Origin of the sequence: Chryseobacterium indologenes, assembly GCF_018362995.1 — a bacterium.
Taxonomy (GTDB): Bacteria; Bacteroidota; Bacteroidia; order Flavobacteriales; family Weeksellaceae; genus Chryseobacterium; species Chryseobacterium indologenes_G.
On the sequence record NZ_CP074372.1, the window covers coordinates 3,028,504 to 3,043,187 of the forward strand.

Genomic DNA, 14,684 nt, shown 5'->3' on the forward strand with positions numbered 1-14,684 from the left:
AAATTCCAGGCTTATCACAATTATTTACTATAATTTCTTATTTAGAAACAATAATCTTTTGAGAATAATCAATTGAGTCATTGCTTACTTTCACTATATAAGCACCATTGATTAGTTTTTCTGCGCTGATGGTATTCTGCTTATTAAGATTAACGTTTTCCTGCGAAATTAGTTTTCCTGTAAAATCATAAATAGAAACCGTAGTAATTCCTGATAATTTCATATCGGATGGAGTTTTTATCGTAAATTCATTTCTTACAGGATTTGGATAGATGGATATTCCTTTAGAATTGTTGACTTCTTTTACGGCTAATGCCAAACATTCTGCAGGAACAGTAAAATCTTCCACTTGATCGCTTATGTCTGCCAAAGGTTGATTGGCACCGAATTCCAGCCCGTTAAGAGCTCCCGCAGAAGCATTTACTCCCAGTCCTCGTTTAGCGAAAGTAGTCCAGATCATACATTTATTTTGTCCTCCCGTAGATGCCTGATCAGCAGCAAGAATTGCATCTCTTCCCTGTACAAAAGTAGGATTACATGGCTGTAATTTAAGAGCATCCATTACCAACTGTAAAACTTTTGCGCTTCCGCTGTTAGGGTCAGCAAGAACATTACTGTTATATCCATATTTATCCACATACTTCCAGTTAAGGTCCCAAAGCATACTTGCCCAGATAAAACCAATACTGTGAACATCCGGCACTGTAACAGGAATTCCTGAAATACTTGTGCTTATTTTCATTCCATTTGTGCGTCCATAGGTATAATCATTAATGGCAAAATCCGGTGAATATTTTGCAGGTCTTATTCCTCCACCAGTGGTAGTTTGTCCTGAAACATAGCTTCCTACTCCTCTGGCCATAGCAGAAGTATCCCCAGGTCTGATTGTCATCATCAAAGCAAAGAAATCAGACCACCCTTCTCCCATTTGTTCATTAGACGAAATATAAGATAAACAAGAGCTACCTGTTCCTGTAAGTCGGTTAGAAATACCATGTCCATATTCGTGACTGATTACTCCATTATCTAAACTCGCATCTTTATAAACCGCAGTCGTTTTGATGGTTGCATTTCCAACAGTACCGTTCGTCAACTCATTCACTAGAAACTGACCTTCTGACATGCCCACCATAATGGTAGGAATTGTGATTGTAGCATCAGTTCCTCCCATTCCTACAGGTGTGTTACTTGATGGGTGATATTGTATAACCCCTACTGCTCCTGCATTCTGTAAATTCTTTGTTTTGACAGCAAAACCACATCCTGCAGCATTTACTACTGCAATCTTTCCTGTTAGACTTCCGGCCGTAACTGCAGTACATGCATCAGCTGGGGTTGAAAGAGCAAGATCTCCTGTTACTGGAGGATTACCCATAATCTGAGGACCAAAATTAGCAGTAGTAGCCATTGGCGCTCTGGCAGTATAATTGGATGGCGAGTTATAATAAAGATATCTTACGTTTCCAGCTGGTGAGAAAAGGAACATCTGCATTCTTCCGCTTGTTCCATCAACCCCTGGGTTAAAGTTGGCATTATTAAGACCACTTCCATCCCTTGATTCTGCAAGAACAGGATCGTTACCTGCACCTCCGTTTCCAAAATTGTTTACCTGATAATTCCTTGCAGATTCCGTAAATCCGAATTTATAGAATACATCATGCATTTTATTCGAATTGTAGAATAAATTGGTTACAGCTGCTGAAGTATAAGTAGTGTGGGCGGCTGTTACATCTAGAGGAAAATCAAATGCTCTGTTTGCCCCTCCATCAGGAGAGAACTGTGGTGTATTAGTAGCATTCTCATCAGTATATGCAAAGGCATTATTCCCTCTTGTTATTGTATAATGGTTGGTACCGTCAGAATGCCAACCTTCCGGTGAAGCTGTCAGATCCCACGGATTTGTTAATAATGTTCTTGCACCAAATGTAGGCGCTTCTGTAGGAAATGCAAACACATTATAAGATGCATTATCCGGTACTAATACGAAATTGGCAGGGTTCTGCTGATTTGGAGCAGTTATATTGGCAGGAAAAACTGTCGAAATATTTTGTTGGGCTGATCCTGTATGATGATCGAAGGATTCATCGTGAAAACTACATGATAAAGTGGTATTTTCCTGGTATAAAATAGTGCCATCCTCTGCACTTACAATGGTATTCCAGACATTACCCGTTCCTTTTTCTTCAACAAAAAACTGATAACCAAGGATCAGCTCCCCACTTTTTGCAAAGTAAACAGTATTAGCCACTATCGGGCTTTCTTTTCCATCTATATTCTTTACTGAAGATAAGCCATTCAATTTTGTAACAGTTTCGGCTACTAATGCAGCTTTTCTGCTATTTTCTTTTCCTTTAACAGCGGTAGGATAAGTTTTAATAAAAGTATCAGTAAAACTCAATACTTTCCCATCTCTGATCAAAACATTGGCAGAACTTCCAAAAACAGGAATATCATTAATCGTTTGCTGTATCCCTACAACCTCCCCTTTTAAGCTTACTGAAGGATCTACATTAATGATTTTAAATGCTTTCAGTTCTGGGTTTACTCTCTGAAATGATCCTTGAGCAGAATTAACATAATCCTTAATTGTTTGTTCATATTTTTGTGCAGATATTACACCTGCGCTTAAAAGTGAACAAAACAACAGCAGCTTAACACTAAGTCGAATTTTTTTCATTTAGATTACTTTTTTAACAAATATTAATAGATTTAATAGTTAGTAGGAAAATAATCTGAAATGTTACATAATTACACAGGACTTATTTAAAATACATGTATCACACTAAATAAATGTATTTATTTAGTTTAAATTCCATAAAAAAAAGAAAATAAATTATTTCAGGATAGACTGTACAAGATCTTTCAAAAACTGTTCATCAACTTTTCCTTTTGTTTCATAATCTTTTGGAGATGGTTTTCCGGAACCTGCTATGAATAAGTGGCTTAAAGTTGGGTACAATTTAAACACTGCTGTTTTATCATTTTTCAATGTTTCTTTCCAAAGGTTGAAATCTTTCTCGGTGACCTGGTAATCTCTTCCGCCTTGTGCAAAAAACATGGGAACTTTTACTTTTTTAACCTCATTAAGCTGATTGTAGTCTTTTAAATATTTCCAATAGGCAGCAGATTGTCCCAACGGGAGTTCTGATGTCGGTGAACTTAAACTGAATTGAGATGAATTTAAATAAGCTACCTGTTTTTTTACTTCCTGAACAACTTCAGCAGGAACTTTGGCCGGATCTATGGAATGAAGATAATCATACTGTTCTATCAACAAATCCTGTAGCGGTCTGGCATTACCCGCCATGAAAACATATTTTGAAACCTGAGCTTCCTCAGCAATTTCAGGCATCAAATAAGCTCCCTGGCTATGCCCTAGAATAATGATCTGATACCCTTTATAATCTACACTGCTTTTAAAATATTGAGCAACATTTACTGCATCATTGATGGTTTCCTCCTCTACAGTAGACTTTTCGTTGAATGCTTCCGGATAAGTATATGTTCTTTTATCATATCTGTAGGAAGCAATTCCGTTGTTTAAAAGGTATTCCGCAATATCTTTAAATGGTTTATTTTCGCCCACTGTTTCATCCCTGTCATGCGCTCCTGAACCATGAACAAAAATGACTAACTTTTTTTTATCGTTGGAAGAAGTAGGAATCAATAGAGTTCCATTCAATTCCAGGGCATCGCTTTTTATTTTTAATGTGGTCTTTTCATCCCGCTTTTCAAATGGTTTATGGGGAACTAAAAAGAAACCGAACATTTTATTATTTTCTCCAAAGGTAAGCTGGACATCCAGTTTGGCCTTTTCAAACTCTGAATAATAATAGTAGATATTCCCTTCATTGTTCACTTCAAGAACTGTTTTAAAACTTCCAATCTGTCCCTGGAGCTGTTCTGTAACAGCCTTAAGCTGATCTACCGGAATCTGCCCCGCTATGGAAGGATCAAAATAAGAATGTGCCTTTTCAATATTTTTATCTACCAATAACGTTTTGATGAAAGTATTTCCGATCTCTTTTCTGTCCTGAGAAAAGGATAATAGAAAACATACGGTAAAGCATAGGGTTAAAAGTTTTTTCATAGATCAATTATTTATAAACCACATCAGAAAATGCTAACGGAGTTATCATGATGGTGACAAATATCGCAATAATTACCAGAGCTAACTGCGTTATATGATAAATTTTTTCTCTTTCGTTTTCGTTAATATCAAAAGTAAATTTTATTTTATCAGGTCTTCTGATAATTAACCAGATAAACAGGAGAATCACAAGATTCATAAGTACCGGCATCACAAGAAATATTTTGCTTCCGTAATTGTCTTTCATATTTCCATACCCATGGATGGTTATGGTTTCAGGTATTGAGCTGTAAACCGTACACAAATAAACTGAATAGCAAATAATGATGATAAAGGGAATGCAGAACAGCAGTTTTATATATTTAGGAATCATTTCAGTCTCTTTAAAGTTTTCTTCAGGTATTTTTCTACATTTCTTCTGTCCGGAACCGTTGTAATCTCTTTCGTCAAAGCTTTTTCAAATTCAGTTTTTGCCTTTGAGTATTCTTTTTTGCTAAAATAATATTTTCCTGACTGATAATAAACCAGCCAAAAATCCGGATTCATAGATTGATAGGAAGAAATAGCGTCATCTGTCAACAGTGTATTTTTATCATCGGCAGCCTCATTGACCTCTTTTCCGTGCATTTTAGACAGTTCATAGTTTTTAAATTCTTCAGAGTCTGCGAAGGGATCACGTGGAATATTCAAACTTGATTTTGAAAAGTCATCAGGCTGCAGTCCCTTGTCTGAAAAGATTTTGTTCAGATCATAGCAAACAAATTCTCCCAGTTGATAAGGATTGGAAGACACCCAAACCAGTTTTTTCTGAGGCGAAAATATAACAGCATGGTGCGCCAGAAGTTGGTTAAGTGCTTTTTCATTGCCATAACCAATAGATTCATCTTTTAATCCGGATCTGTTCCTTAAAATGGATGCCATCTTTTCCGGAGTGATTTTTTTTTCTTCCTGCAAGAGCTCCTGAAGTTTCTCATATCGGTATTCCGAATGGCTTTCTTCTATATGCTTCTGATTTCTTTTGTCATCTTTATAGGCTTCTGACTGGAAATGGTTGGTACAAAGAACCCTGCTGGTATTCTGCACTCTGTATACACCGAAATTTTTAGGTGAAACTTCAATGATAACTGCATTTTTATCATTAGCACTTCCTACAAGAATAGATTCAGATACAAAAACTTTTCTTTTTTTAGCAATAGCAATGGCTTCATCAATATTTTTAGCATACTGCAGGATTTCTCTTGTAACAAAGGAAATAGGTGTTTTTGCAGTCAAAGGAATTTTTGATTTTCCAGCATTAATGGTTACTGTAATTCCTTCTTTATTCATCCCGGATACAACACCAATCATTCCCGGCCAGCTTACCGACATATAGGGAATTCCTTCTTCCGGCTGAACAAACTCTACCAGTTTATTTTTCGCAAAATCATCACCTACATAAAAATCGAAATTTCTTCCGATCAACAGATCACCGTCTTCCGTATTTTCATTCCATACCGCAAGGGAAGTACATCCCACCATAGCGAGATCCTGCATCGCATGCCCAATATCATGAGCTCCGTGCAGATAAAGGTTTCTTAAATATTTGGGAGCAATAAAATCATACTGATCAGAGGAATATTGTGCTAAACCATATAATTCTGCCTGATAGTCTTCTCTTACATTGAGGTACATTTTTCTGTTGTACCATTTTAAAAAGCCTCTCAGCAGCCTCTGTTTAAATTTTGACGGTACAAACCCCTCTACTTTTGAAAAGAAAATACTTTCCTGCTTCTGCATTAAACTTTGGGTGAGGGCTCCATTATTATAACCCAACTGTAATGGGTTTCCTTTGATATAGAGTTCCCAGAGCTGCTGTTTATTTTTCGTAAGGTAATTCTGGTTATAGCTGAATGTACTGTCATTGATACGGGTTACTTCCGGAACCTCGAGTGAATAGTGTTTTACATTAGGAAGATGATGAATAGATTTTGATATTCCGCAGGCAGTGAGGGAAAAACAAAAAGTAAGGTAAAGAAGAGTTCTTTTATAGGATGAATAAATGGTTTTCGTTTTTTTCACTTTTAGTTTTTATTAATCATTTGTGTCAACCGCATGTCAATCGTTTCTTTTCCCAGAATCTCTGCGCAGGTATTAAAAGCACCGATGGTTACTCCTAAAATCCCATGCATATTCACAGATTGTCCTGTCAGAAAAAGATTGTCAATTTTGGTGCGGGGAGACACCATTGTTTTAAGGGGATTCTCTGAGCTTTTCATGTATCCATACATATTTCCTTCAAAATTCCCGATATAGTCCCGGTAAGACAAGGGAGAAGAAGTATATATGGTTTTGATGGCATGCCTTAGATTAGGAATTTTCTTTTCCAGGGCATCCAGCATTTTCTCGGTCTTTTCAAGCTTAAATCTTTCATACGCCTCTCCTCTTTCATGCTCATCTGCTACAGTATTGAATGTATTTTCCCATTCTCTCACCTCATCAAAATCCATATAGGAAATTGCAGTAAGACTTTCTGCAAATTCAGGATGATGTTTTGAAGGGGTAGATGAAAGCATATAGGTTTCCGGCCAGGCTTCTTTCCGGTAACGGAATGCATTCCAGACCTGTTCTTCGGATGAATAGTGGTATCTGTTGTAATTGAAATTCGGAAGACTCTGAGGTCTTAAAACCAAATAAATACTAAAGCATGATGAAACCGGTTTCCAGCTCAAAACCCTGTTCAGAAAGGATTTTTTAAGTCTATCCTCTCCGATTAGTTGAATAGTGGAACGAATCTCTATATTTGAAATAAACTGTTTCGCGGAATATTCTTTCCCTGTTTTCGTTTTAACGGATTGCAATACGTTATTTTCATTAAAAACAAATTCAGAAACTTCTGAATGCTTGTGAACTTCCGCACCATACTCCCGAAGTTTTCTGATCAGAAGTTTAGATATCTGACTTCCTCCTTTTACACATTTATAAGCACTTTGGATATAAGAGTTTACTGTTAAAGCATGTACGTAGAAAGGTACATCTTCAGAGTCTCCGGCATATAAAAAATTAGAACCCAGTAGAACAGCCTGAAGCCTTTTGTTCTGGGTAACGGATTCTATAAATCTTTTGGTATTCAGATGCAGTATTTCCTCGTTGTAATTGTCTTTTCCTACTACATGGTATCTTGGAAACTGGCTGCAGACATACTGAATCTCTTCGCAGTAGTTTTCAAGGTTTCCTTTCTCTTCGGGGAAATATCTAGAAAGCTGTTCAACAAAATTCTGATAGCCCTGAGCATGCGGATATTCTATTTCCTCTTCTCCGAAACTGATTTTGTCATATCCATCTTCATCCATCTGCTGAAGCTCGAGATCATTCATAATTTCCAGATAGGAAAAGAACTGGTTCAGATTCTGACCTTTGGATAAACCTCCGAGATAATGTACTCCCGTATCAAAAATCAGTTTATCCCTTGAAAAAGTCTGCAGATTTCCTCCGTATTGATTATTTTTCTCAAGAACGCACACTTTCATACCTTCTTTCGCCAAAATAAGAGCCGAAACAAGACCTCCCAATCCGCTGCCGATTACAAGTATGTCATATGCTTTCTTCAAAAGAGAATGTGCTTTTAATAATTAAGAAACAGGGAATTTAAGATATTTAAAGTTTACTTTGGTACAGTAAACCAAGAAATTTTATTTGGAAAATACTATTTAATGATCTTAATTCTTAGTACATCTTAATGGTTTTTAGTTTTTCGTTTGTTTTTTCGGGATAAAAATAGAAAAATTAATCAACATCATCCCAAAAATCAAAATAATTAAACCACTGAAGAGGATATTTTTTCACCATTGTTTCAAGATTCTGAACATATGACTGTAAAAGCCCCTGTGAATCACGATTTTTGATATTCTGAGCCACTCTCGCGTATAAGTGGTAATGAAGATTATTCTCTTTCATCACATAGACATATACTACCGGAACGCCTAATCTTGAAGCGATCAAAAACGGACCCGCCGGAAACTTTGCACTTTTTCCCATCAGTTCTGCTTCCAGATATTTGGATCCTTCAAAATAGCGGTCTCCGGTGAAGCAGATCAACTCGTTTTCTGACAAAGCTTTGTTAATTTCAAAGATATGCGACATATCTTCTTTTACATAAATAAACTTGATATTGCTTTTTTTTACGGCAACACTTTCCAGGTATTCCTTGATTACGGTAACCTCCTGATCTGTAGTTACAAGATTGATCTGGCAGTCGAAGTCGATATCAGCAAAGAAATGTTCTGCAATTTCAAAATTACCGATATGGGCACTGATCAGTACTCCTCCTTTTTTAGCAGCTAAAAGATTTCTGAGGTTTTCAATACCGTCAAACTCATAGGTATATTTTTCTCTGAGCCCGGCAGAAATAGCTGTTTTATCAATCAGAACTTTTCCGAAGGTAAAGTAGCTCTTAAAGATTGAAGTTTTGGATTTCCAGTATCCATAATTCAGTCTTTTCCGGAAGTAATAAAGAATATACTGGTTGCTTTTTTTCTGAAACAGAGAATAATAAGCGGCTACAAAATACAACACACCATATGAACTTCTGATTCCGATATTTCTAATACACCAGACGAATATTCTGTATCCGAGTACTGTTCCTTTAGATTTACCTTTCCACTTGTTCATATATGCAATTTAATATAACAGAGAACCAATGTAATAATATCATTTTTAAAAGTGACCGTTACCGGAACACGATGAGATTATTACATTGGCTCATTTTATAGAATAAAGATTTACTCAATAACTATGCGTTTTTTTCAGCAATCTTATTTTCAATCGTAGTATAGAAATCATCAAATGTTACCATTTTCTTGAAATCTGCTTCTCCTAATTTCACGCCGAAATTGGATTCGATCACGACTACCATGTCGATATAATCCAGGCTGTCTAAGCCCAGTGTATTTTTAAGGTTGGCATCGTTACTGATTTCGTCTCCGTCTACCTCGAATTCATTTACCAGAAAATCATTAACAATAGCAACAATTTTTTCCCTTTCCATGTTTTTAATCAAATTTTTTAACTATTAGTGCAGAATTGGTTCCCCCAAACCCAAAAGAATTCGACAAAAATACATCAATTTTTTGATTTTTTGTTTTTGCGACTAAATTTATCTTTTGTGCTTCATTATCAGGATTTTCCAGGTTAATATTTGGCGCTACAAAATCGTTCTGCATCATCAGAATTGAGTAGATCACTTCACTTGCTCCTGCCATCCAGCACTCATGTCCTGTCATAGATTTGGTAGAACTTACCGGAACTTCACTTCCGAAAATCTCATAGATTGCTTTTGCCTCGTTGGCATCACCAATAGGAGTAGAAGTTGCATGAGCATTGATATAATCGATGTCCGAAGCTTTTAATCCTGATTGTTTAAGCGCTCTGTCCATTGCCAAAGCAGGCCCATCCACATTGGGTGTTGAAATATGTCCTCCGTTTGAAGAAAAACCATATCCGATAATTTCTGCAATGATTGGAGCTCCTCTTCTTTGGGCGGATTCTAAACTCTCAACAATCAGACTGGCAGCTCCTCCGCTTGGGATCAATCCGTCTCTTTCTGCATCGAAAGGTCTGGATGCTTTCGTAGGCTCATCTTCTCTCACTGAGAAAACGCCCAATCCGTCAAAGCTAGCCATAGAATATTTATTAGTTTCCTGAGCTCCTCCGCAGATGATCATATCCTGAAAACCATTCTTAATCATCATATAAGCCAGTCCCAATGAATGAGAACCGCTTGCGCATGCTGCACTTATGGTAAGATTGATTCCTTTCAGTTTAAAGATGGTAGAAAGGTTCATCGTCACCGTTGAATTCATTGATTTGAAGATCGCTCCCGATCCCATCAATGTAGTATCTTTCTTTTCTCTTGCAATATCAATAGATTCTACGACTGCCTGAGAAACACTGTCATTTCCGTATAAAATTCCCACTTCATGAGAATCCAGGAACGTTTCATCCAGATTTGCCTGCTTCAATGCATCCATAGTCGCTAGATAAGCATATTCGCTTTCTTCTCCCATACTGACACGCTGGCGTCTGTTTAAGAGGTTTTTCAGATCGGGTTTTGGAACAACGCCCGTAAGGCCGGACCTGAAACCAAATTCTTTTCTGTCCGGATCTAACACAATACCGGATTTTCCTTGATATAGGGATTCCCTGACCTCTTCTAAAGATGTCCCGATGCAGGAATAAATTCCCATTCCGGTAATTACAACCCTATTTTCCATGTTATGAATAAATTCCTCCGTTAATATTAATCACTTCTCCTGTAATGTAAGAAGATTTTTTAGATGCTAAAAATGCGACAAGATCTGCCACTTCTTCTGCTTCTCCGAATCTGTTGGCAGGAATCATGGCTTTCAATTCTTCTTCATTGAATTCCTGAGTCATATCCGTTTTGATAAAGCCCGGAGCTACTGCATTTACAGTAACGTTTCTTTTGGCAACTTCCTGAGCCAAAGCTTTTGTAGCCCCTACTACAGCGCCTTTTGCCGCGGAATAATTCGTTTGTCCGGCTGTTCCTTTTACTCCGGATACCGAAACCATATTGATGATTCTTCCGTACTTGTTACGAAGCAGCTTTTGGATAAAGAAATTGGTTACATTGAAAAACCCGTCCAGACTTGTATTGATCACACTGTTCCAGTCTTCTTTCTGCATCCACATAAAAAGACCGTCTCTTGTGATTCCGGCATTATTGACGATCACTTCTACTACTGCATCAGGATTCTTCTCCTGCCAGTCCGTTAAAACAGTCTTTGTCTCTTCGGTATTTCCTACATCAAATTTAAGGATTTCTCCGGTAGCACCCAATTCCTCCACTTTAGCCAACGTTTCGTTTGCTGCGGTTTCGTTTGAAGCGTAGTTGATAAGGATATGATAGTTTTTCTCTTCAGCCAGTTTTATACAGATTGCCCTCCCGATTCCTCTGGAGCCTCCTGTTACAATTGCACATTTCATGCGTTAGTGTTTATATCGTTTTTAGTTTTTTTAAGTTGAGAGGATGTCTTTATTGAATAGACAATTCATGACAGCCAATAGTTACATTCCCTTCAGATATTTCTTCACTTCCTCCAGATACGGATACATCACCATATCATCTGAGAAAGCAGGAATTATTTTTCTGATTTCATCATACAGTTCTTTTGTAGAGGATGAAACTTTATCCTGGAAACCAAGATATTCAACAGCCTGAATAATCGTAATAGCTTCGATCGCTAATACTTCAAAAGCATTTTCAATCACTTTTCTGCAGATCACCGCAGCATTTGTTCCCATGCTAACGATATCCTGATTGTCATTGTTGTTTGGAATACTATGAACATACATAGAGTTCGATAACATCTGACTTTCTGCTGTGGTAGAAGTTGCTGTAAACTGTACTCCCTGCATTCCGAAATTGAAACCTAATTTACCTAGATTCACAAAAGGAGGCAAAATTTCATTGATTTTAGCATTGAGAAGATAGTTTAACTGTCTTTCTGCAAGCATTGTCAGTTTGGTTACCACAATCTTAAGTTTGTCCATTTCCAGAGAGATGTAATCTCCGTGGAAATTTCCTCCGTGATAAACATGTTGGTCTTCAACGTTGATAATCGGGTTATCATTGGCAGAATTAATCTCATTTTCAAGAACTTTCTCTGTATATTCCAACGTATCCAATACCGGGCCTAAGATCTGAGGAACACATCGTAAAGAATAATATTCCTGAACTTTTTCTTTAAATACTTTCTCCTGTTCTTCAAAGTGGGTATAAAGGTGATCTTCTCTTTTTCTGATCAGTTTACTGTCTGCCAGATGAGCTCTCATTCTTTCTGCTACTTTCTGCTGACCATAATGCTTTTTCGTTCCGTTCAATGCTTCTGACAGGTGATCATCATAAGCCTGTACAATTTCATTGATCGCACAAGAAAGTCTCAGAGAAATATCTGTAAGCTGATTCGCTTTATAAGCATTCACAATACCGATTCCTGACATCACGGAAGTTCCGTTCATCAAAGCAAGTCCTTCACGAATTTCTACTTTTATGGGTTCTAATCCTTCTGTTTCAAAAACCTCTTTGGTAGATTTTCTTTCTCCTTTATAAAAGACTTCTCCTTCACCGATCAGTACCAAAGCAAGGTGAGCCAGCTGAACAAGGTCACCGCTTGCTCCTACCCCTCCATGTTCAAAGATCAATGGAATAATATCCCTGTTGATCAGCTCCTGAAGAAGATAAATAACAGATTGGTGTACTCCTGAATTCCCTAATGACAAAGTATTCAGCCTTGCCAGCATACATGCTTTTACCTCATCTGCAGGCAAAGGGTTTCCGATTCCTGAAGAGTGGCTTCTGATCAGGTTATACTGAAGCTGGTGTGTATCTTCATCACTGATTTTGAACTGAGCCATCGGTCCAAAGCCGGTGTTCACACCATATATTACTTTATTTTTTGAAAACTCCTTTAAAAACTGAAAACTCTTATCCACTCTTGATAAAAGTGATTCATCCAGTTCTATTTTTTCATTCTCAATGATAATTTTTTGAAAGTCTTTCAGTTCTAAAAAGTTATTTATTTTCATCAATTAAAAGTAATAGTTGATAATTTTGTAAAATATTAATTATTTGTCACTAATTTTGCGGCAAAGATAAAAGTTATTATTAAAATAAAAAATCAAAGATGAGCAAAGAATTTGTTGACGTTCTTGTAATCGGAGCCGGACCTTCCGGATGCGTGTCTTCTTCATACCTGAAGAACAATAACGTCAGCGTGAAAGTAGTCGAAAAGACAAAATTCCCCAGACTGGTAGTGGGTGAAAGCTTAATTCCGAGGGTAATGGATCACTTTGAAGAGGCTGGACTTTTCCCCGCATTAGACAAAATGGGCTTTGAAAAAAAGCTTGGGGCACGTTTCCTTCGTGGTGATGAGGTCTGCATTTTTGATTTCAGCAACAAATTCGGGGAAGGCTGGGACTGGACCTGGCAGGTTCCGAGAGCTGATTTTGATAATACTCTTGCTCAGGAAGTCATTAATAAAGGAGTTGATCTTGAATTTGAGACTGAAGTTATTGGCATACAATTTAACGGAACAGATTCTGTAACTACAGTAAAAAATAAGGATGGAGAAACGAAAGAGATCCATGCGAAGTTTGTGATTGACTCCAGCGGTTACGGAAGAGTGTTGCCTCGTCTGCTAGATCTTGAAAAACCATCAAAACTGTCTCCTCACTCTGCGATTTTCTCTCATGTACATGATATTAACAGAGCGCCGGGAGAAGAAGGGACTTTAATTTCTTTTGACATTATTGAAACAGAAGTATGGCTTTGGGTAATTCCTTTTTCCAACGGAAATACAAGTTTAGGAATTGTAGGCCCTACTGAATATATTGATAAATTATCTGAAAACGGAGATACAGCCGAAGCTTTAAGAAAAGCTATTTCTCTATCCGATTATTATGTAAAACGTTTTGGGAATGTAGATTTTCTTTTTGAACCTAAACATCTGAAAGATTATTCATGTTCAGTTAAAAGTTTATTCGGGGACGGATTTGCTTTAACCGGGAATGCATCAGAATTCCTTGATCCGGTATTTTCTTCGGGAATGGCTTTTGCCACAGAATCCGGAATGCTGGCAGCAAAACTGGCATTAAGACAATTAAACGGAGAAAAGATCAACTGGCAGACAGAATACACGGATTATATTTTATACGGCGTGGATGTTTTCACCACATATGTAAAGGAATGGTATACCGGAAATCTTCAGGAACTATTTTTCCATCAGCCGGAAAATCCGGATGTAAAGAAAAAGATCTGTGCTGTTTTAGCAGGATATGTCTGGAATAAAGACAATCCTTTTGTGAAAAAGCATTATACTGTGATTAAAAACCTTGCGAACCTGATCAAACTAGAAAAACAGGAACAGCAAAACCAAGCATAAAAAAACGGTCTGAATTTTCAGACCGTTTTTTATTATTTTATAACTTCTTTGATTTTTTTCCCTAAATCTTTTCCAGTTTGTTCATATGCCCCTGCAATTCTTCCATATTCCATTACAAAATCCTTATTTTGTGGTTTTCCAAGAATTTTATCTCCTTTTAGTTTCATCACCACATTTGACGGATTATCTGTTTCTACGAAAATCAGATCTGAAGTTAATTTAGCTTCCTGTCCTATCAATCCACCATGCCATCCCGCATAAATCCATTTTGCATCAACAATTAGTGTATACTTAGCATGAGTATCTTTTTTGAAGGCAATTTTTTTAGACTTTCTGTTGATTCCTTTCAGGAAATAATCCAAATATTCCGTGTTTTTAAACGTTTCCCATGCACCGATCCATTTTCCCCAGGCCTCTTCACTCTTTTTAGCTATGGTTTCTGTTTTTCTTTTCTCAAGATACTGAGCTTCAGTATAATTCTCTACCTGAAAAGCAACATTTTCAAATTTCACCTGAACATTTACTTCTGTCTGATCTTTCAGAAAGTCAAAATTCCCGGATTCTACATTAATCTGATTTTGTCCAAATGTTACTACACCGATTACTACAAAGAGTAACAATAATAATTTTTTCATGTTTTTTTATTAGCTTTATAT

General features: G+C 37.0%; 12 protein-coding genes. 1 reads left to right on the top strand and 11 read right to left on the bottom strand.

Translation table 11 applies throughout. The features are described 5' to 3' along the window. Positions 1 to 37 precede the first annotated feature (37 nt). The 10 genes from DYR29_RS13670 to DYR29_RS13715 all read right to left on the bottom strand — a co-directional run bounded on the left by DYR29_RS13670 (position 38) and on the right by DYR29_RS13715 (position 12,673). Positions 38 to 2,677 (bottom strand): T9SS-dependent M36 family metallopeptidase, encoded by a 2,640-nt coding sequence (locus DYR29_RS13670; RefSeq protein ID WP_213277310.1) that lies wholly within the window; start codon positions 2,675 to 2,677, stop codon positions 38 to 40. 156 nt (positions 2,678 to 2,833) lie between these two features. Then, on the bottom strand, positions 2,834 to 4,090 hold the full coding sequence (locus DYR29_RS13675; protein WP_213277311.1) for an alpha/beta hydrolase: 1,257 nt from the start codon (positions 4,088 to 4,090) through the stop codon (positions 2,834 to 2,836). Positions 4,091 to 4,097: 7 nt separating this feature from the next. Then, positions 4,098 to 4,463 (bottom strand): hypothetical protein, encoded by a 366-nt coding sequence (locus tag DYR29_RS13680; protein ID WP_213277312.1) that lies wholly within the window; start codon positions 4,461 to 4,463, stop codon positions 4,098 to 4,100. Further along, positions 4,460 to 6,148: a C45 family autoproteolytic acyltransferase/hydolase gene (locus DYR29_RS13685; protein WP_249413502.1), complete on the bottom strand. Its 1,689-nt coding sequence runs from the start codon at positions 6,146 to 6,148 to the stop codon at positions 4,460 to 4,462. Before DYR29_RS13685 ends, DYR29_RS13680 begins: the two co-directional genes overlap by 4 nt. Before the next feature lie 2 nt (positions 6,149 to 6,150). Further along, entirely contained in the window at positions 6,151 to 7,677 is a 1,527-nt protein-coding gene (locus tag DYR29_RS13690) for a phytoene desaturase family protein (protein ID WP_213277313.1), read from the bottom strand. 175 nt (positions 7,678 to 7,852) lie between these two features. After that, entirely contained in the window at positions 7,853 to 8,737 is an 885-nt protein-coding gene (locus tag DYR29_RS13695) for a lipid A biosynthesis acyltransferase (RefSeq protein WP_213277314.1), read from the bottom strand. A 121-nt stretch (positions 8,738 to 8,858) separates the two neighbouring features. Then, positions 8,859 to 9,113: an acyl carrier protein gene (locus tag DYR29_RS13700; RefSeq protein ID WP_047377388.1), complete on the bottom strand. Its 255-nt coding sequence runs from the start codon at positions 9,111 to 9,113 to the stop codon at positions 8,859 to 8,861. A 4-nt stretch (positions 9,114 to 9,117) separates the two neighbouring features. After that, positions 9,118 to 10,338: a beta-ketoacyl-[acyl-carrier-protein] synthase family protein gene (locus DYR29_RS13705; protein ID WP_213277315.1), complete on the bottom strand. Its 1,221-nt coding sequence runs from the start codon at positions 10,336 to 10,338 to the stop codon at positions 9,118 to 9,120. Position 10,339: 1 nt separating this feature from the next. After that, complete coding sequence (fabG, locus tag DYR29_RS13710) at positions 10,340 to 11,071, bottom strand: 3-oxoacyl-ACP reductase FabG (protein WP_142718894.1); 732 nt, start codon at positions 11,069 to 11,071, stop codon at positions 10,340 to 10,342. An 81-nt stretch (positions 11,072 to 11,152) separates the two neighbouring features. After that, positions 11,153 to 12,673 carry an HAL/PAL/TAL family ammonia-lyase gene (locus tag DYR29_RS13715; RefSeq protein WP_213277316.1) on the bottom strand — a complete coding sequence of 507 codons (1,521 nt, stop codon included), beginning with the start codon at positions 12,671 to 12,673 and terminating at the stop codon, positions 11,153 to 11,155. Positions 12,674 to 12,771: 98 nt separating this feature from the next. Here DYR29_RS13715 and DYR29_RS13720 point away from each other — a divergent pair, with 98 nt between their 5' ends. Then, entirely contained in the window at positions 12,772 to 14,028 is a 1,257-nt protein-coding gene (locus tag DYR29_RS13720; RefSeq protein ID WP_213277317.1) for an NAD(P)/FAD-dependent oxidoreductase, read from the top strand. A 32-nt stretch (positions 14,029 to 14,060) separates the two neighbouring features. Here DYR29_RS13720 and DYR29_RS13725 read toward each other — a convergent pair whose 3' ends face one another. Further along, positions 14,061 to 14,663 carry a hypothetical protein gene (locus tag DYR29_RS13725; protein ID WP_213277318.1) on the bottom strand — a complete coding sequence of 201 codons (603 nt, stop codon included), beginning with the start codon at positions 14,661 to 14,663 and terminating at the stop codon, positions 14,061 to 14,063. Positions 14,664 to 14,684: the final 21 nt, after the last annotated feature.